General features: G+C 35.5%; 20 protein-coding genes. 15 read left to right on the forward strand and 5 right to left on the reverse strand.

Going from position 1 to position 22,795, the window contains the following annotated elements; translation table 11 throughout:
* Positions 1–14: 14 nt before the first annotated feature.
* The gene (locus BN990_RS02200; RefSeq protein ID WP_021289937.1) at positions 15–782 is read right to left on the reverse strand and encodes an ABC transporter ATP-binding protein; all 768 of its coding nucleotides are present in this window, start codon (positions 780–782) and stop codon (positions 15–17) included.
* A 207-nt stretch (positions 783–989) separates the two neighbouring features.
* Between BN990_RS02200 and BN990_RS02205 the strand changes: the two genes are divergently transcribed.
* Positions 990–4,157, forward strand: coding sequence for a DEAD/DEAH box helicase (locus BN990_RS02205; protein ID WP_038244749.1), 3,168 nt, complete (start codon positions 990–992; stop codon positions 4,155–4,157).
* 224 nt (positions 4,158–4,381) lie between these two features.
* Here the strand turns inward: BN990_RS02205 and BN990_RS02210 are convergent, their stop codons facing one another.
* Positions 4,382–5,680, reverse strand: a complete 1,299-nt coding sequence (locus BN990_RS02210; protein WP_021289935.1) for a hypothetical protein — start codon at positions 5,678–5,680, stop codon at positions 4,382–4,384.
* Positions 5,681–5,707: 27 nt separating this feature from the next.
* Positions 5,708–6,502 carry a serine hydrolase gene (locus BN990_RS22195; RefSeq protein ID WP_021289934.1) on the reverse strand — a complete coding sequence of 265 codons (795 nt, stop codon included), beginning with the start codon at positions 6,500–6,502 and terminating at the stop codon, positions 5,708–5,710.
* Between the two features lie 192 nt (positions 6,503–6,694).
* On the opposite strand from BN990_RS22195, the gene BN990_RS23325 reads away from it, so the two are divergent.
* From BN990_RS23325 to BN990_RS02255, 9 genes are all read left to right on the forward strand, one after another.
* Entirely contained in the window at positions 6,695–6,826 is a 132-nt protein-coding gene (locus tag BN990_RS23325; RefSeq protein WP_255326112.1) for a hypothetical protein, read from the forward strand.
* Between the two features lie 52 nt (positions 6,827–6,878).
* Positions 6,879–7,871 (forward strand): TAXI family TRAP transporter solute-binding subunit, encoded by a 993-nt coding sequence (locus tag BN990_RS02220; RefSeq protein WP_021289933.1) that lies wholly within the window; start codon positions 6,879–6,881, stop codon positions 7,869–7,871.
* Between the two features lie 113 nt (positions 7,872–7,984).
* Entirely contained in the window at positions 7,985–8,521 is a 537-nt protein-coding gene (locus BN990_RS02225; RefSeq protein ID WP_038242050.1) for a DUF1850 domain-containing protein, read from the forward strand.
* Positions 8,514–10,520 carry a TRAP transporter permease gene (locus tag BN990_RS02230; protein WP_021289931.1) on the forward strand — a complete coding sequence of 669 codons (2,007 nt, stop codon included), beginning with the start codon at positions 8,514–8,516 and terminating at the stop codon, positions 10,518–10,520. Before BN990_RS02225 ends, BN990_RS02230 begins: the two co-directional genes overlap by 8 nt.
* A gap of 386 nt (positions 10,521–10,906) precedes the next feature.
* On the forward strand, positions 10,907–12,610 hold the full coding sequence (locus tag BN990_RS02235) for a peptide ABC transporter substrate-binding protein (protein WP_038242053.1): 1,704 nt from the start codon (positions 10,907–10,909) through the stop codon (positions 12,608–12,610).
* Positions 12,611–12,731: 121 nt separating this feature from the next.
* Complete coding sequence (gene opp3b / locus BN990_RS02240; RefSeq protein WP_038242056.1) at positions 12,732–13,664, forward strand: oligopeptide ABC transporter permease; 933 nt, start codon at positions 12,732–12,734, stop codon at positions 13,662–13,664.
* Positions 13,661–14,680 (forward strand): oligopeptide ABC transporter permease, encoded by a 1,020-nt coding sequence (gene opp3C / locus BN990_RS02245; protein WP_038242059.1) that lies wholly within the window; start codon positions 13,661–13,663, stop codon positions 14,678–14,680. Before opp3b ends, opp3C begins: the two co-directional genes overlap by 4 nt.
* An 18-nt stretch (positions 14,681–14,698) precedes the next feature.
* A complete protein-coding gene (locus tag BN990_RS02250; RefSeq protein ID WP_038242062.1) occupies positions 14,699–15,751 on the forward strand; it encodes an ABC transporter ATP-binding protein in 1,053 nt (350 codons plus the stop codon).
* A gap of 1 nt (position 15,752) precedes the next feature.
* The gene (locus BN990_RS02255; RefSeq protein WP_232620872.1) at positions 15,753–16,697 is read left to right on the forward strand and encodes an ABC transporter ATP-binding protein; all 945 of its coding nucleotides are present in this window, start codon (positions 15,753–15,755) and stop codon (positions 16,695–16,697) included.
* A 155-nt stretch (positions 16,698–16,852) separates the two neighbouring features.
* Here BN990_RS02255 and BN990_RS23550 read toward each other — a convergent pair whose 3' ends face one another.
* A complete protein-coding gene (locus tag BN990_RS23550) occupies positions 16,853–17,188 on the reverse strand; it encodes a DUF3899 domain-containing protein (protein ID WP_038242068.1) in 336 nt (111 codons plus the stop codon).
* A gap of 1,078 nt (positions 17,189–18,266) precedes the next feature.
* Here BN990_RS23550 and BN990_RS02270 point away from each other — a divergent pair.
* From BN990_RS02270 to BN990_RS02290, 5 genes are all read left to right on the forward strand, one after another.
* The gene (locus tag BN990_RS02270) at positions 18,267–18,662 is read left to right on the forward strand and encodes a hypothetical protein (RefSeq protein ID WP_038242074.1); all 396 of its coding nucleotides are present in this window, start codon (positions 18,267–18,269) and stop codon (positions 18,660–18,662) included.
* A 996-nt stretch (positions 18,663–19,658) separates the two neighbouring features.
* On the forward strand, positions 19,659–20,078 hold the full coding sequence (locus BN990_RS02275; RefSeq protein WP_038242076.1) for a hypothetical protein: 420 nt from the start codon (positions 19,659–19,661) through the stop codon (positions 20,076–20,078).
* 3 nt (positions 20,079–20,081) lie between these two features.
* Positions 20,082–20,711: a lysozyme family protein gene (locus tag BN990_RS02280; protein WP_232620871.1), complete on the forward strand. Its 630-nt coding sequence runs from the start codon at positions 20,082–20,084 to the stop codon at positions 20,709–20,711.
* Between the two features lie 47 nt (positions 20,712–20,758).
* Complete coding sequence (locus BN990_RS02285) at positions 20,759–21,139, forward strand: RidA family protein (protein ID WP_038242078.1); 381 nt, start codon at positions 20,759–20,761, stop codon at positions 21,137–21,139.
* A 12-nt stretch (positions 21,140–21,151) separates the two neighbouring features.
* Positions 21,152–22,321 carry an iron-containing alcohol dehydrogenase gene (locus BN990_RS02290; protein WP_038242091.1) on the forward strand — a complete coding sequence of 390 codons (1,170 nt, stop codon included), beginning with the start codon at positions 21,152–21,154 and terminating at the stop codon, positions 22,319–22,321.
* A gap of 69 nt (positions 22,322–22,390) precedes the next feature.
* Here the strand turns inward: BN990_RS02290 and BN990_RS02295 are convergent, their stop codons facing one another.
* Entirely contained in the window at positions 22,391–22,636 is a 246-nt protein-coding gene (locus BN990_RS02295) for a YuzB family protein (RefSeq protein WP_021289926.1), read from the reverse strand.
* Positions 22,637–22,795 lie beyond the last annotated feature (159 nt).

The following is a 22,795-nucleotide window of genomic DNA, read 5'->3' on the forward strand; positions in this document are numbered from 1 at the left end:
TTATCACCTACTTTCTAATCCAATTCATTCGGAGTTGCAAATTCAGCAAGTACATCAAGTATTTCTTGATGGAAGCTATTTCTTGTTGTATCTCGATGAATTTCCTTATATAATTGACCATCTTGAATAAACAAAATTCGCTGGCAATAACTTGCACTCAACGGATCATGCGTTACAAGCATTATGGACGTATGATGGTTTTCATTTAAGTGTACCAAGGTTTCCATTAAGCTTTTGGCGTTTTTTGAATCTAATGCCCCAGTTGGTTCATCAGCTAGAACCATTGCTGGTTCATGCACAAGTGCTCGAGCTGCAGCCACTCGCTGTTTTTGACCACCAGATATGGTTACTGGGTATTTATCGATGATTTCTTGAATACCAAGTTTGCTGGCTACTTTTAATACATTTGGCTTAATGTCTTTTGAAGGAACTCCTTTTAAGGACAAAGGAAGCGCTATATTTTCGTAGACGGTCAGATTTTCTAAAAGATTAAAATCTTGGAAGATAAACCCTAACTGTTCCGAACGAAAATCTGCTAATTGATTTTGCTTCATCGCAGTTATATTGGTGCCGGCAATTTCAATCGTACCACTAGTAGATTGATCTAACGTGGAGATAACATTTAATAATGTCGTTTTCCCTGCACCAGAAGGTCCCATAATTCCGACAAACTCTCCGCTCTGAATATCAAAATTAACATCTTTTAAAGCATGGTATTGGTTCTCGTTTTTCTTTCCATACACTTTATCTAAATGACTTACATGTAATACTGGTTGATTCATTATCCTACCTCCATCTTATTTTCTATCGATAGTTTATCGTTAATGAGAGAAGGTAGGTATGGATTTTCCTTTCAGCAAGCTTACAGATTTGTAAGTATTTGAAAACTCGTTCAGACAGCTTGTGCTCTACAAGTATCTACAGTTTAAAAACAGGAAAAACTCGTATACAATAGAAATAAGAATTGGTAAAGGATGGTATTTGTTATTTTGAAAAGTGTCCGTAACATCAATGTGGAAAAGTTATTCCCCCCGGTTATTTATAAGCGGGGATTAGATTATTATTTACACGATAAAGTAAGTGATCTCTCCTATGATAAGAACTATCAAGTATGGACGGCCAGTGTACGAGGATCGGAAAATTATTTTGTTGAGATTAATATGAAGGACTTTTCTAAAGGTACCATTGATACGTATTGCGATTGTCCAGCATTCGATGCATTTGGCTCCTGCAAGCATATTGCTGCGGTATTGATCAGTGTTGTAAATAAGGACAATGATCGTGTCCCGGCCTTTGCTCCTTATGATTATAAAATAACAAGTAAATTCATGGATGCAGTGGCTAACATCTCACATATGGAAAATGATCTAAGTCCATTGCCAACGCAATCCGAATTATTGGTGGAGTACGTTTGTCATATTGACTCAGATAGGCAGTTGAAGGCGGAATTAAAAGTTGGCGAAAAAAGATGCTTTGTTATTAAGGATGTTGCTGATTTTTTAAATCATGTTCTTCAAGGATCGGAGTACCAAATAACGAAGAAATTCGCATATAACCCTGATATGCATCGTCTTGATGCACAGGATTTGGAGATACTTGAAAATTTGTCCGCAGTTATTAAAAATGAGCGCGTATACCATGCCAACCCATTTTATCAAGGTGATACATCGGATAAACGTGCTATTATCATTCCCCCGTTGGAGGCAAAGGACTTACTGGAAAAAATGGTTGAACGGTCCTTAACAGTCGATACATCTGATCGAAGCTATCCGGCGGTTGCGATCAAAGTAGGCGATTTGCCTTTTCAATTCTCTTTATCAACTAGTATGAAAGATGATTTACTGCTGGAAATGGAGCAGATAAGAGACTTCGTCTACTTAGATGCTTATGAATGTTTATTTGCTGATGGAACTTTTTATTTCCCTAACAATAATCAAGTCCCTATTATCCAAGAGCTCAGTCGCTTCGGCAATGAAAACTTTCGCCTACCTATTGCCAAAAATCAGGCAGATGAATTTGTATCAACGGTTGTCCCATCTTTAAAAAAAGTAGGAGATGTCACGATTGCTGAAGAGGTAGCTAAAGACATTATTCAGGTTCCCTTAAGAGCCAAACTCTATTTGGAAGTGAAAGCGGCTTGGATCGTCGGTAAATTAACATACTATTATGGTGAGGAGCAAATTGATCCCTTCAGTGGGAGAGAAAAAAATGATGTTATCATTATTCGAGATGTAGAAAAAGAACTGCAAATCATGCGGTTAATTGAACATGCTGATTTTCATTATAATGGGAAAGAACTTTATATTGATATGGATAATGAGGAAGAAATGTATGATTTTATTTACTATATGCTTCCGAAATTAGAAGAATATGTGGAGCTTCTTCTAACATCTGAGATACGAAATCTAATTGTGGAACAAGAACCTGCAACGCATACAAGCGTACAATTGGAAAACGCGTCAAACCTCTTAGATATCGGGTTTGACATTGATGGAATTAATGATACCGAAGTAAACAAAATACTCGAGGCAGTCATCGAAAAGAAAAGGTATTATCGTCTGGATAGTGGAGCATTGCTATCTTTAGAATCAGATGGATTTTCTTCGATTAAGCAATTCTTTGATGGCATGGATTTGGATGCAAACCATATGGAGGAAGGAACCATCCAAGTTCCAGTATATCGTGGGACACAGGTTGATGAACTCTTACAAACAAATAAAAATTATGATATATCGTTTCGAAAGCTTCTACATCAACTAAAGTATCCAGAAGAACAAGTCTATCCACTTCCAGATACATTACAGGCGTCACTTCGAAACTACCAGCAAACAGGTTATCAGTGGTTCAAATCGTTGAGCCATTATTATTTAGGTGGTATTTTAGCAGATGATATGGGATTAGGTAAAACGTTACAGAGTATTGCATTTATCGCATCAGAGTTAGGGGATCATCCACATTTAATCGTGGCACCGTCGTCAGTGGTATATAATTGGAAAAATGAATTTGGGAAGTTTGTTCCATCGCTGAACATTGCTGTTTTAACAGGTGCACCACAGGAGAGAAAGCTCAAATTAGAAGAATCAAATGGCATGGATGTTTGGATAACCTCTTATGCGACACTGCGACAGGATATTGAATTATATGAGAACCTGTTCTTTCAAACTTTAATTCTTGATGAGGCGCAATATATAAAAAATTATGCAACGAAAACATCAAAAGCCATTCGAAGAATACATGCTGGAAGGAAATTTGCGTTAAGCGGTACGCCAATTGAGAATTCCATTGATGAGCTCTGGGCTATCTTCCAGGTTATTCTTCCAGGATTGATGCCGAATCATCAAGCATTTAAACAAATGTCATATGAAAAGATAGCGATGATGACAAAGCCGTTTATTTTGCGACGTTTAAAACAAGAAGTGTTAAGTGAACTACCTGATAAGATTGAGACGGTCTCTGTCTCAGCGTTAACAAAAGAGCAGAAAGACTTATATATTGGGTATCATCGTCAATTACAAGAGGAAGCAGCTCAATCTATGAAGGAAAATGGTTTTCAAAAGAATCGGATGAAGATTTTAGCTGGTTTAACTAGATTGCGGCAAATTTGCTGTCATCCTTCCCTATTTATTGAAAACTACGAAGGAGATTCCGGAAAACTGGAACAGTTGATGGATACGATCCATCATGCCTTGCGTAATGGAAAACGAATGTTAATCTTCTCCCAATTTACTTCGATGCATGAGATTATTATCTCCCAATTAGTGAAAGAAGACATTGGCTATTTTTATTTACATGGTCAAACCCCGTCTCAAGAAAGAGTGGAGATGAGTGAACGGTTTAACAATGGAGAAAATGATATATTTTTAATTTCACTAAAAGCAGGGGGAACGGGTCTTAATTTAACGGGTGCAGATACAGTTATTTTGTATGACCTATGGTGGAATCCTGCAGTAGAAGATCAAGCTACAGGCCGGGCACATCGGTTTGGTCAAAAAAATGTAGTGCAAGTGATCCGTCTAGTAACAGAAGGTACCATTGAGGAGAAAATATATGAACTTCAACAAAAGAAAAGGGAATTAATTGATCAAGTAATTCAACCTGGAGAAACAATGCTATCGAGTTTGACAGAAGAGGATGTGCGAGAGTTACTAAGTATTTAAAAAAGCTGCCATATAGACCTGTTCCTGTGCATATCGAAGTTATATTCGAAAAGTAGTTGAGATTGTTAAACCTTTGATTTGAAAAAGGGTAATAACTACCTTAAGAAATGGAATTGTTTACTCTAAAGTCAATGCAAATGAAAGGGCCGTGCTTTTGGAAAGCATGGCCCCTTTCATATTTCGGAATGCATCGAATATAACGAGTTAGAGCTCCCTCATTGGGTTTATTGATTTAATTTAAATAGCTTCCTCGGTCTCCCTTTTAGATAGGGCTTTTCCTCTCCGGCAACTTTAATTACTTCCCCAGATAGTAATTTATTAATGGTGCGTTCTGCACTTCTTTTTGTAACTTTATAGTGAGAAGCAATATCATGGGAAGAGAAAGGTTCATTATTTCGCTTGCTTATAAAGTTTATAAAATTGTAGGAAAGCTCATTATTTAGCCGTGCTTTGTGTATCAGGGATTGATATAATTTCGATTTATCAAAGGCTTTTTCGATTCCAATTGGGCCAATAATATCTTGTCGCTCATTTACAATATAACATCTGCTATCGAGTGTCGAATCACATATCTCTAATGCTAATTTTGCATTTTGTTCTGCCTCCATGGCTGTTAAAGCAAGTCCGAAACCAATATCGACAGGTCTTTGCAATTCCCTTTCCACAGTATGTAATAATGGAAAATCCCTATAATGGTTTTGAATGTTTTCTAGGACGGACTTCGTACCAATAAGAATAATTTGGTTCTCATGGTTTTGGATTACGGTTGCACTTGTCTGCTTTCCGAATTCCTCTACTAATTGATGCAACTGTTGAAGGGGCTTAGCAATAAAGCGACTATCATGCTCCGTTTCTAAATCACATTTATTTTTTAGCCTTATAAATCCTACTACAATTTGTGCCGTATTTGATTGGTACGGATTTAGTTGTACAATCTTCTTTGCCTCTTTTAATGTATTTTCAATATTTAATTTGGGGATAACCATGCAACTTGCTGGGATACCTTTATCATTGAGACAAGCTGCAACTTCTTTGATAGATGTCAGTACATAATCTATCTTCCCCTGTTTCCATAATTGTTCATGATGGTTAACAATCTTATCTAACATAGTTATATCTTGTTCTTCAAACGAATAGATATATACTTCCTTATCGGATAAAGTGAATTCTGACATAGCATTCATAACTTGCTGATCATTCAACATATCTATGGAGATGCGATCCAGCTCATATACTCGATTTTGGTATAAACGAAATAAGGAGGTTACGATCGTATAAGCATCTATAGACATTAAAAGACTAGGCAACCTTTTTTTATTTAGTTTATGTTTAACATAAATATAAGCCGGTAATTCAGAGAATACATAGATGTCACATAAGAAGGCTTGTTCGATTAAATCTTTGACGTCCTCAGCTTTTGAATAAGGGAAATAAACGAATTCTACATCTTTTTTAATCTCAATAAAAAATTTAATTCTTTCAATAAAAGGCTGGCTTCCAAAAATGGCAATTTTATATTTCATGATCAAGCGCTCCCCCATAACTGTAAACTATTCAATTTCTTTTATGTATTTGCTCAATAAGTGACCAATGTCAGCAATTATTCTTTCACTTACAGTATTATGTGCCACCCCTTCTGATAATATTGCCACATGAATGGTCTTTGTTTCGTACTTGATAATACCTGCATCGTGAGAAACACCAGGCATTTCACCCGTCTTATGAAAAAACCTAATTGATTTATCTTTATCTAAATAGCTAGGAAGTTTATGAGTAAATTGCTGGTTTTCAAGGATTTTTAGAATCATTCTTCTACTAGAATCAGTTAAATGGTGGTTTGTTTTCGATACTAGCTTAAATAGTTTTATCATGTCTTTTGCACTTGTATAGTTCTCTTTTCCATTCTCGCTAGCCTCTACATCCATAAACTTTCTTGATATCAATGTTTGTTCACAGTCTATTGATTTTATAAATTGGTTTATAGCAGCCATCCCAAATAATTTCAGTAATAGGTTAGCGGCAGTGTTATCAGAAACGATAATCATTAGTTCCATTAGATTTTTGTAACTATAGATATGTGATTTAGACACATAATTGATTACTCCCGCACCGCCAACCATCTCATCTTTATCTATATAAACTAATTTATCTTCTAATAAATGGTTGTTTTCTAGCTGCCTGAAACCTTCTAGTAAAATTGGTAGTTTTACTAGACTAGCTGCAGTCATTTGTTTATCTTCATTAATAGCAATAATTCCATCAGGGGTTTCAATGTAAATTGAAAAATACTTCATCGAAGGTTTTAATTTTTGCTTTATGTTCCATTCTAATTCGTTAAAATCCATGGCTAGGCCACCTTTTTCTTGGCAAGGATGATGAGGGAATAATTATTTGTCCAACGATCAATAACTTTTGGTAATAGCAATATAGTACCTGAATTTTCTAATAATTGTCAATGAAAAACAATATATAGTTAGTAAATAAAGTTAAATAGGAACGTTTCATGTTTTCGTTAGATCTTTATTGGATATATCATCATGATATGGTTATTTTTACCTACCCATTTAATTAACGCAATCTCCAATGAAGTAGCGAATAGCATGTCTGCGCTTACAGATTTAAAAATTAATCAAATTAGTTCTGTTAGCAATAGTTTGACAATATTATAGAATTACAGGTAAAATATATTTCATACGTTAGGATGTACAAGGGGGAGTTTGTATGAAAAAGAGAAATCTTATATTTTCTATGGCTTTGTTACTAGTGTTGGCTTTATTTTTAGCCGCATGTGGTGGCAATAATGAAGAAGGTAGTGCAAATGAAGGAGATAGCGAAGCTCCTGAGTTTCTAAGCATGCTTACTGGCGGAACTAGTGGCACTTATTATCCGCTTGGTGGGGCAATGGCAAAAATTATTTCTGATGAAACTGGAATTGAAACAACAGCTCAATCATCAAATGCTTCTGCTGATAATGTAGTTGCTTTGCAAGAAGAGGAAGCGGAATTAGCATTTGTTCAAACTGATGTTGTAGCAAATGCGATTGAAGGGATTAATTCCTTTGAAGATAATCCAGTAGATAATGTGCAAGCAATTGGTTCTTTGTATCCAGAGACCATTCAAATTGTAACGACAAAAGATTCTGGCATTACTTCCGTTGAAGACCTAGCTGGAAAAACTGTATCCGTTGGTGCACCTGGCTCAGGTACATATGTGAATGCAGAGCAGATATTAGAAGTTCATGGCATGTCTATGGATGATATTGAAGCTCAAAACCTTGACTTTGGCGAGTCTACTGGTGGTATTCAAGATGGAAATATTGATGCAGCATTTATTACAGCGGGTACGCCAACTGGTGCTGTCGAAGGTTTATCTGCACAAGTTGATGTAGGTATCGTACCAATAGCACAGGATAAAGTAGATGCATTAGTAGAGGAATACCCTTATTATGCAGGAGATACTGTATCTGCAGGTACGTATGGAGTTGAAGAAGATGTACCGACTGTCGCAGTATTAGCAATGCTTGCTGTATCTGATCAACTTTCAGAAGAAGTCGTGTATGATATAACGAAAGCGATTTATGAGAATACGGATAAGATTTCTCATGATAAAGCAGAGTTCATCACCAAAGATTCTGCGCTTGACGGTATTGGTATTGACTTGCATCCAGGTGCGAAGAAGTACTTTGATGAAGAGGGCATTTCAGCATCTGAGTAATGACAACGTTAGGAAAGTCATAGGGCCGGCTGTAATCCTGTGTCTCAGGAATTTGCTGCCGGCTCTTCCATGTGTATAGATGAAAAGTTTGTTATCAAATAAGGTGAACAGTAATGAAATTATTGCAGAAATACAACATATTCGTGATTATGCTACTCGTGATAGTTATCAGTTTAGTCTTTATCCTGTTTTTTCCGTTTCGAAGTTCGCTCGTGTTTTATAAAGAGAACACCGATCATATTGCAGCATATCTCCCTATCAATAAAGGGGAGCATTTCCAATTAATTTTTAAACATTCTATTCATTTAACCGATGTCGTAGAAAAGTATGTTGTAAATGATGATCAAACAATTAAACAGACAGAGATTGTGTATGAGGAGTTTGGTATTGGCATGCCATCGAACGCGCATGGGAATGAAAAATTCACTTATGAAAATGGGAAGTATCATATTAAAAATTTGTCCAATGTATTCCCCAAGATTAATCTGCGAAATGGAAAGACGGTTTCAAAAAATCGATTAGTTTGGGGTGAAAATGCGGATAAAGAGATATACCTGAATAAATATTTTAACCCGGGCGCCTGGTTTACGTTAAAGATTGAAAATATAACGTTATGGGAATATTGGAAAGGAGTGAGGATCCATGAGTGATTCAAAAGATCAATTAAGTCAACAACAACAAGAGGAATTGCTACAGAAATACGATACGGAATCAAATACTCGAAAACTAGTAGGCGTTGCTGCTGCTATTGTCTTTATTGGATTATTAGCATTTTCTCTTTTTCAATTATACACTGGCGCCTTTGGCCAAAAAACCGCTTATATACAACGGACAGTACACTTAGGATTTGCGCTTTCATTAATATTTTTGTTATTTCCAGCGAGGAAAAAGGGGAATAAGAAGAAGATAGCATGGTATGATTACATACTTGTACTATTATCCATTATTGTATGTAGCTATTGGCCGTTTTTTTATGATTCTCTTGTTCAGCAAATTGGAAGCATTACCCAGGTGCAAACGATCATTGGTGGCCTTGCTATAGTGCTTGTCTTGGAAGCTACTCGAAGGGCAGTAGGACTACCAATAACCATTATTGCTATTGTCTTCTTAATTTATGCTTTGTTTGGACCGCAAATGCCAGGTATGTTTGCACATCGTGGCTTAAGCTTACAGCAGCTAATCGAAACGATGTTCTTTACGACAGAGGGGATATTGGGAACCCCTTTGCAGGTTTCATCCACATATATATTTCTCTTTCTGTTATTCGGGGCGTTTCTCGTACAAACTGGTGTAGGGAATTATTTCAATGATTTAGCAATCTCGTTAGCCGGTCGTCGGACTGGTGGACCTGCTAAGGTAGCTATTTTCTCAAGTGCATTGAATGGAACCATCAGTGGGAGTTCCGTCGCCAATACCGTAACAACCGGTTCCTACACTATTCCAATGATGAAAAAGTTAGGGTACCGTCCTAATTTTGCGGGGGCAGTTGAGGCTGCTTCTTCGACAGGAGGACAAATTATGCCGCCAATTATGGGGGCAGCTGCTTTTTTAATGATTGAGTTTGCAGGTGTTGGCTACTGGGAAATTGCCAAAGCCGCTACAATTCCAGCAATTTTATTCTTCTCTGGCATCTGGATTATGACACATTTGGAAGCAAAACGAACAGGTTTACACGGCTTACCGAAAGAACAAATTCCTCCTAAAAAGGAAGTTTTCAAAAAGGTTCATTTACTTTTGCCGATTGTCGCTATTGTCTGGTTGTTATTTGAAGGCTTCAGTATTGAACGAACAGCGCTTTATGGAATCGGTATCACTATTTTAGTAAGTTTATTTAGGAAAGATACGCGTATTACTCCAGCTAGATTTGTCACTGCGCTTACTTCGGGTGCACGTACAGCACTAGGTGTGGCATCAGCTACTGCTTGTGCAGGGATTATTGTTGGTGTTGTAACAAAAACTGGACTTGGATTGAAACTTGGTAATAGTTTAGTAAGTATGGCGGGTTCACTTGCAAGTTCTGCAGATATGCAACTTTTACTGACATTACTATTTACGATGATAACATCAATTATACTGGGGATGGGATCTCCAACCACAGCGAATTATATAATCACATCCACCATTGCTTTACCAGCAATTTTAGCTTTAAATGATCAATTAGAGGTTGCTATACCCGTGCTAGCAGGGCATATGTTTGTATTTTATTTTGGAATTGTAGCTGATATTACGCCTCCTGTCGCACTTGCAGCGTTTGCAGCGACTGGGATATCTGGTGGTGAACCGATTCGTACAGGTGTCAATGCAGCAAAGTTAGCTATTGCAGCATTTATCATTCCATACATGTTTGTATTGCAGCCGCAATTGCTTATGATCGATACTAATTTGTTGGAGATAAGCTGGATTTTAATAACAGCGATTGCTGGTATGATTGCAATAGGAGCTGGTTTAATTGGCTTCTGGTATTTAAAGCTGAATTGGGTTGGGAGAATACTTTCTGTTGCCATTGGGTTACTACTCATTTATCCAGAAGGAAACTCTGATTTATATGGTGTAGGGGCTTTTGTTGTCATGATTGCTGTACAACTGTTTATTAATCGTTCCAATCCTGGCAACAAAGGTGAAGTTCAAAAATCCGCAAGTGGACAGTAAAAAACCAACGAAGTAAAAAAGGTGATCCCCTAGTGGGATCATCTTTTTTAGAAGCTTAGGAATACCAACCTGTCAAGAGGAAGCAGTTTGGCACCTATATTGAATAATCTTTAAAAAATAAAGAAATCAAGTTAAATAAAATTTCGGTAGAATAGATCCTTTTTACTAATAAGTTTTTATAATAAAACGATTACTTCAAAGCTACTATATACCTATGTAATAAGGATTAACAACAGTAGGAATTACGGAAAATAGTCTCAAAATTTTTATATTCAGGTAATTAGTTTTTCGATAATTATTAAATTAGAGAACATTGGTTCTGATTTACAATTTAAAAAATTGTTGTATAATTAAAAAGGTACAAAAAATTAAAAGGGTGGTATTACATGAAAAAGTCACAATATTTTTTCATTGTTGCCTTCTTCCTAATTGCAGCAATGGTACTATCTGCTTGTAGTGGAGGATCAGACTCAAGTAGTAGTAACGAAGAAGGGGACAATAGCAGTAATAGTGAGGATAATAATAATTCTTCTAGTAAACAAGTCTTTAATATGATAGAAACGCAAGAAATTCCAACTGGTGATCCTGCACTGGCAACGGATGCTGCCAGTTTCATAGTTTTTGGGCAAACAATGGAAGGGCTTTATGTTTTGAATAAGGATGATAAGCCAATTCCTGCCATGGCAGATGGAGAGCCAGAAGTAAGCGAAGATGGAACAGTTTATACGTTTAAATTGCGTGAGGACGCAAAGTGGTCTAATGGAGACCCAGTAACAGCAAATGATTTTGTGTATGCTTGGCAAAGAGCAGTAAATCCTGATACTGGATCACAATATGCTTATATGTTTTCTGGAATTATTGAAAATGCAACAGAAATTATGAATGGAGAAAAAGACCCAGAGGAATTAAGTGTGGAAGCAGTAGATGATTCTACATTAAAGTTAACTTTAGAACAACCGGTGGAATACTTAAAATCTTTACTTGCATTCGGTACTTATCTCCCGTTAAATGAAAAGTTTGTAGAAGAAAAAGGGAATGATTTTGGTACTAATAGCGACAATATGCTGGCAAATGGTCCATTTGAATTAACTGAGTGGAATGGTTCAGGCTTAACTTGGAAATACGTGAAAAATGAAAATTATTGGGACAATGAAAATGTAAGTTTAGATGAGGTAAATGTCCAAGTGTCTAAAGAACCAAGTACAGCAGTTAATTTGTTTGAGACAGACAAAGTAGACCGTACAGCGGCTCTAAGCGCTGAGTACGCTAGACAATACAAAGATAGTGAATATGCTGCTACCTTTAAAGAAGGAAGTTCATGGTACCTTAAATTTAATCAGGTTCGTAATGGAGAAGAAACTCCGTTAGCAAATAAGAATATCCGTAAAGCAATAGCAATGGCATATGATAAAGAGTCATTTACAGAAACCGTACTAGCTAATGGTTCTGTGCCAACGGATGGTTATGTACCAACGGGGCTGGCAAATAACCCTGAAACTGGTGAGGATTTCAGAGAAGAAAGTGGAAGTTTAATATCATATGATGTAGAGAAAGCACAGGAATACTGGGAAAAAGGTTTAGAAGAATTAGGCGTTGAGGAACTTCAGCTAGATTACCTTAGTGATGATACCGAGAACGCCAAAACAACAGCCGAGTATTTCAAGAATCAGTTGGAAACAAACCTAGAGGGATTAACGGTGGAGTTAACAAATGTTCCATTTAAAGTTCGTTTAGACACTGTGACTAAACAAGATTATGATATTGTTATGCATGGCTGGGGCCCAGATTACTTGGATCCAATGACCTTTCTTGACTTGTACGTTACCGATGGAGGTAATAATAATACCGGGTACTCAAGTGAAAAATATGATGAGTTAATAAATGATGCGAAAGTTAAATATGCAGATGACCCTGTTAAACGCTGGGAAGCAATGTTGGAAGCTGAAAAATTATTGGTACAAGAAGACACTGTAGTTGCTCCTATTTATCAGCGTGGTAGAATTACACTGATTAAACCACATGTAAAAGGTTTAGAGGAACACTTGTTTGGACCTGATTACACTCTGAAAAACGTAACAATTGAAAAGTAGTAATTTAAACAAATAAAAATAAAAAATCTAGAAAGAGAGTATTTAGAAAAATACTCTCTTTCCCGTTTTGATAGATTTATTAGAATCTTTTTATTTATTTGTATTTAGGAGGAAAAACAGGATGTTAAAGTACATCGGGAAACGTATAATTTTTCTAATTATTACGTTATTTATTATATCTTCTGTGACATTTTTCTTAATGAAATTTTTGCCTGGTACCCCATTTCAAAATGAAGAGAAATTATCAATTGAACAGCGTGAATTATTAAATGAGAAGTATGGGTTGGACGAGCCAATTCCAGTTCAATATGCAAATTATATGTTTAACATTGTTAAAGGGGATCTAGGTGTTTCCTTTCAATTCGATAATCAGCCAGTAACAGATTTATTAGCAAATCGTATTGGCCCGTCACTACAGCTTGGTTTTCAAGCGATGTTTATAGGAACAATAATAGGTATTTTGCTTGGTGTACTCGCTGCTATGTTTCAAAATACATGGATTGATTATGGAAGTACCTTTTTGTCGGTATTAGGTAAATCGATTCCCTCTTTTGTCTTTGCAGCTTTATTGCAATATATAATCGGTGTTAAGCTTGAATTACTACCGGTTGCTTCTTGGAATGGCTTTGCTTCATCAATTATGCCAACCCTCGCATTAGCGATTTTTCCAATTGCAACTGCTGCGCGCTTCATGAGAACTGAACTAATAGAAGTTTTAGGTTCCGACTATATTACTTTAGCCAAGGCTAAAGGAAATTCAAGAATGGAAGTTTCATTTAAACATGCCATTCGAAATGCGTTAATTCCTTTAATTACAGTATTGGGCCCTATGGCGGTTGGATTAATGACTGGTTCCATGGTAGTCGAACAAATATTTGCTATTCCTGGGATTGGTGAGCAGTTTGTAAAATCGATACAAACAAATGATTTTCCAATTATTATGGGAACAACTTTATTTTTCGCATTTTTATTAACGGTGATTATTCTAATAATCGATATTTTATACGGAATAATTGATCCAAGAATTCGATTAGATGGAGGGGATAAGTCATGAGCAAAACCATCGAAGATATACCAAAGCATCAATTTGAGCCCGCTCCAAAAAATAGCTATGACAATGAGAAAATTGCTAAACCACAACTTTCATTCACTAAAGACGCATGGTTACGTGTTAGAAAAAATAAAGGGGCAGTAATTAGTTTTGTGATTTTACTATTTGTAGTCATAATGGCTATTATTGGACCCTATCTATCACCACATGATGGTTACGCGCAGGACGTAACCAGGGCTAATCTACCACCTAGAATTCCGGTATTAGAGAATTGGGGTATATTTGACGGTAGTCAAGAAATTGGTGGCACAGAAACGAATAAATATGAGGATCTTAATATTGAAGAGTATTACTGGTTTGGAACAGACAGCCTTGGTCGTGACTTATTCACTCGTACTTGGTTAGGTACAAGGATATCTCTTTATATAGCGCTTTTAGCAGCTGTTATTGATATGCTAATTGGTGTTATCTATGGGCTAATTTCAGGTTTTAAAGGTGGCAGAGTAGATAACATTATGCAGAGAATACTGGAGGTTATGTCCGGTATCCCAAACCTAATTGTTGTAATTCTTATGTTGTTAATTTTAAAACCAGGAATACTGTCTATAACATTAGCCATGGTAATAACAGGTTGGATTGGGATGGCCCGGGTAGTAAGAGGGCAGGTACTTAAATTGAAAGATCAAGAATATATACTCGCCTCACGAACGTTAGGGGCAAAGAATGGTAGATTATTGTTTAAACACTTATTACCTAATCTATCAGGTGTAATCATTATAAATACGATGTTTACAATTCCAAGCGCTATTTTCTTTGAAGCATTTCTAAGTTTTATTGGAATCGGGTTACAAGCACCGGAAGCATCTTTAGGTACACTAATTGAGGATGGCTATAAGACATTCCAATTTTTACCTCATTTGATGATCATTCCATGTATTGTAATTTGTATTATTTTAATAACATGTAATTTAATTGGTGATGGATTACGTGACGCATTTGATCCTAAAATGCGCGATTAATAATTGAGGTGAATCAACTTGAATAAATTATTGGAAGTAAAAGATCTCAATATATCTTTTCATACATTCGCTGGGGAAGTGCAGGCGATTAGAGGTGTGAATTTTGATTTATATGAGGGGGAGACACTTGCAATAGTAGGTGAATCTGGATCAGGCAAATCAGTAACTACTAAGTCAATTATGCAGTTATTATCTGCTAACTCAGAAATAAAATCAGGAGAAATTCTTTTTAATGACAGAGATATCGTAAAGGCTCCAGAGAAGGAAATGCAAAAAATCCGTGGAAAAGACATATCAATGATTTTTCAAGACCCGATGACTTCTCTTAATCCAACAATGACAATTGGAAATCAGATTATGGAGCCCTTGCTAAAACACCGTAAGCTAAATAAAACAGAAGCAAAACATCGTGCAATAGAGCTATTAAATTTAGTGGGAATACCTAAACCACAGCTTCGTATAAAACAATATCCGCACCAATTTTCGGGAGGTATGCGGCAACGTGTTGTTATAGCTATTGCCCTTGCATGTGCACCGAAGGTATTGATTGCCGATGAACCAACAACGGCTTTGGATGTTACAATTCAGGGACAAATATTAGATTTAATGAAAGATTTACAGAAACGAATTGAGACGTCTATTATTTTTATCACACATGATTTAGGTGTAGTTGCTAATGTTGCTGATCGTGTTGCAGTAATGTATGGCGGAAAAATAATTGAGGTCGGTACAGTTGATGAGATATTTTATAATCCTCAACATCCCTATACATGGGGGTTAATTAGTTCCATGCCTAGTCTAGATACCACTGAAGAAGAATTGTATGTAATTCCAGGTACTCCACCAGACTTGTTGCATCCACCTAAAGGTGATGCGTTTGCACCCAGGAACCCATATGCAATGAAAATAGATTTAGAAGAGGAGCCACCTATGTTAAAAGTATCAGACACTCATTATGCTGCTACTTGGTTACTTCACCCAAATGCACCAAAAGTAGATCCGCCGTTGGCTGTTAAGGAAAGATGGAATAAATTCCAAAAACAAGTCGGATCTTTAAATGGGGGGAAATGATGTGGTTGAAACAGAAAAGCTAATTGAAGTAAAAGACCTGAAGCAGTATTTTAATGTTGGAAAACCTAAAGAAGTCCGAGCCGTAGATGGTATAACGTTTGATATTTACAAAGGAGAGACCTTAGGTCTGGTTGGTGAATCAGGGTGTGGTAAATCAACTACAGGAAGGACTATGATTCGTCTATATAATGCTACGGATGGTGAAGTGCTTTATAAGGGAGAAAATGTCCACGGAAAAAAATCAAAGACACAATTGAAACAATTTAACCGAAAAATGCAAATGATATTTCAGGATCCGTATGCTTCATTAAATCCTAGAATGAAAGTATCGGAGATTATTGCAGAAGGTATTGATATTCATGGACTTGCAAATTCTCAAAAAGAACGAATGGAAAAAGTTTATGCTCTCTTAGAAACGGTGGGTCTAAATCGTGAACACGCTACTCGATTTCCACATGAATTTTCTGGTGGACAAAGACAAAGAATTGGTATTGCACGAGCTTTAGCAGTAGAACCTGAGTTTATTATAGCAGATGAACCGATATCTGCCTTGGATGTATCAATTCAAGCTCAAGTGGTCAATTTATTAAGAAAGTTGCAAAAGGAAAAACAGTTAACCTTTTTATTTATTGCTCATGATTTATCCATGGTAAAGTATATAAGTGATCGCATAGGTGTTATGTATTTTGGGAAGTTAGTTGAACTGGCACCAGCTGAAGATTTGTATCGCAATCCAATGCACCCTTATACTAAATCTTTACTTTCTGCAATCCCTCTTCCTGATCCTGATTATGAACGATCACGTACTCGTATTTCGTATGACGCTGATATGCATCATTATGAAGAGAATGATGAAGTAGTTATGCGAGAAATAGCCCCAGGGCATTTTATTTATTGTTCAGAAGAGGAATTTAAACAGTACAAGTTAGAATATAAATATAATTGATAAGGATTTATAAAACTATTGGTTATAAGTCTAAAACGGGCAATGCATTACGTGTTGCCCGTTTTAAACGTTCACTAGTTAATATGTGTGAAACAGTGAATTTACCAAGAAGAATAATTTGAAGTAAAGAAAGAGTAAGGTGATTTGGGATAATCTTAATTTTTGTACAAAAATAGGGAATAGAGCATCAGTAATATTGTAATTAACCCCGCTATAAACATAGCTGAATAATTTTGGGGGACTAGTTTGGATAAGGGACGTCTTTCTTTATCATTTATTTTGCTGAATACATGTTGAAAACTGTAAAAAACAACATCAAAAAATCGGCCTTTTATTACATAGCCGGTTAATGAAGTTAAAATAAGAAATAAACCTATGATAAAAGCAACATTTATATATGATAAAAGATCAATTTGATTAAAAAAAATAAAAGCAAATAAGATGATTAATAATTGAGTTACACTTATCCAAATCAAGATATTTTTAAGCATTTCTATCGACTTCCTTTTATTCAAAAATATGAAATATTAACAAGAATATTTGAAGAATCATTTTAATAACTTCATGAGTTATAGTCATTATATCACTAGAATAGTAAAAAATTTATTGTTTCACTTAAAGATCAAAAATAAATTATAAATTGTAGTTGATGAAATTAAAAGGTTATCCATTTTGAAAAGAAATTGACTTGACTAAAACATACGAAGGACTGGAGGAGGTTAATCCCTATAACCAATATACGACAAATTTAGCTTATTTAGAATTCAAGGATTACATGGCATGGAAACTGCCATTATTTTGGCAATAAATTCGGACATAATTTAACATGAAATTACTAAGAAATCATGATTGAGCACCATAAGAACAAAATTTATTTTATATATAGTCTCTATACTGATAAAGCATTATAGCAAAAGTAATAAAAGTATATATAAGAGACGTAACAAAAGATGGGCTTAGTGAAAATTCAAATTTATGATGTTCAGTAGCTTTAACGCCCGTTGTTCCTTGAACAGTACCATCCATATTTTGTGATGTGACACCACCTTTTGAAGTAAAAAACCAAATAATAATCGTAACAATTAATCCAACAAAAAATGCATAATCGAAGAAATTTGAATTGGTATAATACGACAATCCCAAACTTAAACTTATTAACACCAATAAGGTAATTATAATACTTAAAACTTTTTTGCCGATTGTTGACACCCCTTAATTTTTTTGAATTTTATTTACTTTTAAATAATACCAGATAGCCTTACAACTTACCATACTAATTTTCAACTTACTCAACGGGTTAAATTGCGTTTGCCTTTCGTTCAAAATCCGCAATATAGAGATTGTAACTCCAAATATCATTTAAAACATCCTTGGCAAAATTCCCTGATTCTTCTATGTTCATTTCGCGTTGCTACCTCGTCTATGGTTATCATGAAAGTATTCTAAAAATATGAAAATAGGATTATTAATATCCTTTTATAATTTATTTAAATATTGGGTTTATTTTGATAAAGAACACCTATTGTATTAAGATAGAATCAGTTTAGCAAAATAAAGGAGTGTGGTAATTTGAGAGAAACTAAGAGTAGTATTTTTAAATTATTGATAGTTATTTCTTTTACTTTTGGTGTGTTTTTTTTAATGCCTAATTTTGTAAAAGAAACACATGCTGAAGTCGCTCCGTGTGCTGTATACGGGATCCATCAAATGTATCCGAAAAATACTGCCACAGTAAAATATGAAGGTACAAATATAAATGCAATAACACTTGGAACTATGGCTAAGTGTGTGTGTGGAGCCTCTATTGTATATAATGGTAGACCTTATTCAGGGGGAGCGTTAGGTACATATGTCACCGATCCAACACCAGATTTTGGAGCGGGAGGGCATTTTACGTACGTGGCCTCGGAGGAAAATGTTATGTATTCATCAAGCTCACATTTACCTGGATATAGATTTAACTAATTGGTAATTGAAGTTAATGTCCATAGAAAAAGGTAGCTTTTAGCTACCTTTTTCTATTTTTTAGTGAAATTTTGAAAGGCTGATAGCAATTTATATAGTTAATTGTAAATTGTCAAAATGCTGGTGTACTCCTTTTTAGAGTATTCTTTTCCTCTTCCCCCTATGCTACTAAAGGTGTATGGCCAACTTTTCGGAAGTTTTGTATGGTAGGCAAATAAAAATATGGAAATTGTTTGTTTTGTGAACGCTAAGAATTTACCGAAAATAGTTTTCGTCTTAATAAATGGAACTTTAAAATATGTTTTGTTAAAACAATTTAACTGTTTTATCTTTTTAGGAATGTGTTTAATTAAGCGCCAGAAGAGGACGTTAATTGAACGTCCTTTTTATATCTGGGATTCAGGAATTTAAAGCCCAAAATTTTGGTTTATTCCTGTCCCTCTTAAAGGAATAAAAAGTAACTTTTACTCTACACAATATTCTCTACACGCTAATATTTGATTAACATATCATTTATAATATGGAAATTATTACCATTAGAATGCTCAACTATTCTTAACCCTTTATCAAGTAGTATTATTAGAGGTAGGTTTTTAATAAAATACCAATATACTCTCGTAATTTGTGTTTATATCATCTTTTTCAGTTAAAACAGTTTTATTATTTCTTCCTTATTGGTTTAATTGATTTAAAAGCTGATAACGACTAAAAGAGTAAGTGTATTACTTTATAGTTTAATTTCCTCAGCTGTGGTCAAAGATTTGAATTAATAGAAGAGTCGAATTTATATTTAAATGTTTTACACGACATTTAACAGAGTAGTCAATTTTATTACCGAAGTATTTCGAGATGTTCAAATAAAATAATAACAAACATCTATTGAAATTGATAGTAGTCAAATAAATGGACAAGTTCAAATGTTGTACATCTTATTAAGTAATAAAACTTTAATTCAGGAATAATTCATTTTAAACTAGTGGTTAAGGAGATAGGAAGATGAGATGGATAACATTAACTATTATTGGAGCGGCTGCAGGACTAGGTATAGCTGCTGTAAAACTCATCCAAGCTTTTACTGAGAAACAAGTATATACATTACTTTTAAATGTTGATTATATCCCAGTTTTAAAAGACTTGTCTTTTGATGAATTAGGGGAAGTGATCCTTCATTTACTTGTCTCCATCTTATTAGTACCAATGCTGTATATCGGATTACTACAAATGAATCAATCTCGAAATATCCTTGCTTATTTCTTTTGTAGTAGTTTCATAGGAACAGTATTGTATACGACTACCGTATTCTCTCCACGTACGCCAAATCTATTTGATGGAGAAGCGTTTCTATACTGGGTTGGTGCCCATATGATATACGGCGTTATTGTCGGCGGTTTAATTATTATTATGTTAAGGGAATAGATGATGATGACATACAAAAAGAAGTTTTATAGAGCTATCAAGCAAACTCTATTTATAGCATTCCTGTTCTCCGTTCTTTTTATTGGAATCTCCTTGCTAAACACACAAGGACACAAGGAATCTACGAGGCAAATAGCTGAACCAGTGATTAGTGAAGAAGTAAGAGATTACCGTCCGCTAGTGGAAAAGTATGCTGCAGATTATGGTGTAACAGAACATGTTGATACCATCCTCGGGATGATGATGCAGGAATCAGGTGGACGTGGGAAGGATCCAATGCAAGCTTCTGAAAGCTATTGTGGGGAGCGTGAATGTATTAAAGATCCGGAGCTTTCTATAAAACAAGGAGTCTCTTATTTTTCTCAAACGCTAGAGGAAGCAAATGGGGATATAAAGCTTGCTGTTCAATCTTATAATTTCGGTAAAGGGTTTATTCAATATATACACGATAAGGAAAAAGACTATTCACAAGAAGCTGCCATAACTTTTTCTCAAGAAATGTATGCAAATGACCCAGATAAAGAGAAGTATCGATGTCTTCGTGATGAAGCCAAAGAAATAGATGCATGCTATGGGGATATCTATTATGTAAAATCAGTTATTACATATAGAAACAAATTAGCAGAAGAGTAAAGTTCAAACATGTTATGATTAATTATAAATAAAGAGGAGGAATACGTATGACAAAAGCAATTCATACAGATAAAGCTCCGGCAGCGTTGGGGCCATACTCACAAGCAATTCAAGCAGGTGATTTTCTTTATGTATCTGGCCAAGTGGGAATTGACCCGAACACTGGAGAAATTGTGGAAGGGATCGAAGCGCAAACGAAACAAGTACTAACAAATATTCAAGCTATCCTAACAGAAGCGGGTACGGATTTTTCAAAAGCAGTTAAATTTACAATTTATTTGAAATCGATGGAAGACTTTGCAACAATAAATGAAATATATGGCAGCTATTTATCGGAACCATATCCAGCAAGAGCTACAATTGAGGTTAGTCAATTGCCAAAGCATGCACTTGTAGAAATGGATGTAACGGTATATACGAACGCCTAGGAGGTTTATCAAATGGAAAACTTTACGTATTATAATCCTACGAAACTTATCTTTGGAAAAGGCCAATTAGATAAGCTTCCTAAAGAAGTGGACCAATATGGAAGAAAAGTTCTGCTTGTCTATGGTGGAGGAAGCATTAAGCGAAACGGAATTTTTGATAATGTCGTTGAAAAACTAAAAGAGATCGATGCAAATATATTTGAATTAGGAGGAGTTGAGCCAAACCCTCGTATTTCTACAGTACGTAAAGGGATAGAAATCTGTAAACAGGAAGGTATTGAGTTTTTACTTGCAATTGGTGGAGGAAGTACAATCGATTGTACAAAGGCCATTGCTGCAGGAGCCAAAACAGATATTGATATGTGGGATATTGTGACGAAAAAAGCACATGCTACAGATGCGCTTCCATTTGGTACTGTACTTACATTGGCAGCGACTGGTTCAGAAATGAATCGTGGTTCTGTTATTACGAATTGGGAAACAAATGAAAAGCATGGGTGGGGATCTCCATATACTAGTCCTAAATTCTCGATTCTTGACCCTACGCATACTTTTTCTGTGCCGCGTGACCAAACCATTTATGGTATGGTTGATATGATGTCACATGTGTTAGAACACTATTTCCACCAAGCGGATAATACCCCAATTCAAGATCGCTTCTGTGAATCTGTTTTGCTAACTGTAATGGAAACTGCGCCAAAACTACTTCAGGATTTGGAGAATTATGACTATCGCGAGACGATTATGTTGAGTGGTACACTTGCATTAAATGACATGTTAAGTATGGGATTCCGAGGTGATTGGGCTACGCATAATTTAGAGCATGCGGTATCAGCAGTGCATGATATTCCGCATGGTGGAGGATTAGCAATTATCTTTCCGAACTGGATGAAACATGTACTTGATGATGATAATGCATCTCGATTTAAACAACTAGCTGTTCGAGTATTTAATGTAGACCCTATCGGAAAAACTGAAAGAGAAATAGCTTTAGAAGGAATTGACAAATTAAGAGAATTTTGGAACTCAATTGGAGCACCATCCAAATTTGCTGACTACGCCATTGATGAAAGTAGTATTGAGGAGATGGCAGATAAGACGGTGATTGCTCGGCCAGCGTATGGTAACTTCAAACAATTGACGAGACAAGATTCGGTCGAGATTTTTCGAGCTAGTTTGTAAAGATATACCCAACAAATAACGACATATTTCCCGGGAAATGTTCATAAATATAAAAAGAAGAACTGGCTATCATTGATAAATAGCCAGTTCTTCTTTTATTGCAGTTCTGATTTTATCCAAACATTCTTCAGGCGTGTTACCGAAAATGCGTTTATTATTCACGAGCGCATAAGGTTTAACCCTACATAAGCCACAGAAGGATAAACATTCGTTCATGAGTACAGCAACTTCAGGAAATTCTTCTTCAAGAATTTCTTCTATATTAACAGAAGTGATTGCATTTCCGTCACAGACCTCTACTACGACTATTCCCATTGCTATCACTTTCTTTCTTTAGAAGGTAATCCCTATTAAGGGTGACTCCGTTAGTTTTAGCATAATCTTTAAAAATAATCAATTATCTCAACTTTGTTACCCTTGATTACCACTTACAATGGGTACGATAGATAGGCTAACGATAACTTAGAAAATGAT

The organism is Virgibacillus salexigens (assembly GCF_000723585.1).
In the GTDB taxonomy this organism is placed as follows: Bacteria; Bacillota; Bacilli; order Bacillales; family Amphibacillaceae; genus Virgibacillus; species Virgibacillus salexigens.

What these genes read in the sequence shown, in the direction of transcription:
- BN990_RS02200 (WP_021289937.1), bottom strand. Translation starts at nt 782, where the DNA reads ATGAATCAACCAGTATTACATGTAAGTCATTTAGATAAAGTGTATGGA.
- BN990_RS02210 (WP_021289935.1), bottom strand. Translation starts at nt 5,680, where the DNA reads ATGAAATATAAAATTGCCATTTTTGGAAGCCAGCCTTTTATTGAAAGA.
- BN990_RS22195 (WP_021289934.1), bottom strand. Translation starts at nt 6,502, where the DNA reads ATGGATTTTAACGAATTAGAATGGAACATAAAGCAAAAATTAAAACCT.
- BN990_RS23325 (WP_255326112.1), top strand. Translation starts at nt 6,695, where the DNA reads ATGATATGGTTATTTTTACCTACCCATTTAATTAACGCAATCTCCAAT.
- BN990_RS02220 (WP_021289933.1), top strand. Translation starts at nt 6,879, where the DNA reads ATGAAAAAGAGAAATCTTATATTTTCTATGGCTTTGTTACTAGTGTTG.
- BN990_RS02225 (WP_038242050.1), top strand. Translation starts at nt 7,985, where the DNA reads ATGAAATTATTGCAGAAATACAACATATTCGTGATTATGCTACTCGTG.
- BN990_RS02230 (WP_021289931.1), top strand. Translation starts at nt 8,514, where the DNA reads ATGAGTGATTCAAAAGATCAATTAAGTCAACAACAACAAGAGGAATTG.
- BN990_RS02235 (WP_038242053.1), top strand. Translation starts at nt 10,907, where the DNA reads ATGAAAAAGTCACAATATTTTTTCATTGTTGCCTTCTTCCTAATTGCA.
- opp3b (WP_038242056.1), top strand. Translation starts at nt 12,732, where the DNA reads ATGTTAAAGTACATCGGGAAACGTATAATTTTTCTAATTATTACGTTA.
- opp3C (WP_038242059.1), top strand. Translation starts at nt 13,661, where the DNA reads ATGAGCAAAACCATCGAAGATATACCAAAGCATCAATTTGAGCCCGCT.
- BN990_RS23550 (WP_038242068.1), bottom strand. Translation starts at nt 17,188, where the DNA reads ATGCTTAAAAATATCTTGATTTGGATAAGTGTAACTCAATTATTAATC.
- BN990_RS02275 (WP_038242076.1), top strand. Translation starts at nt 19,659, where the DNA reads ATGAGATGGATAACATTAACTATTATTGGAGCGGCTGCAGGACTAGGT.
- BN990_RS02280 (WP_232620871.1), top strand. Translation starts at nt 20,082, where the DNA reads ATGATGACATACAAAAAGAAGTTTTATAGAGCTATCAAGCAAACTCTA.
- BN990_RS02285 (WP_038242078.1), top strand. Translation starts at nt 20,759, where the DNA reads ATGACAAAAGCAATTCATACAGATAAAGCTCCGGCAGCGTTGGGGCCA.
- BN990_RS02290 (WP_038242091.1), top strand. Translation starts at nt 21,152, where the DNA reads ATGGAAAACTTTACGTATTATAATCCTACGAAACTTATCTTTGGAAAA.
- BN990_RS02295 (WP_021289926.1), bottom strand. Translation starts at nt 22,636, where the DNA reads ATGGGAATAGTCGTAGTAGAGGTCTGTGACGGAAATGCAATCACTTCT.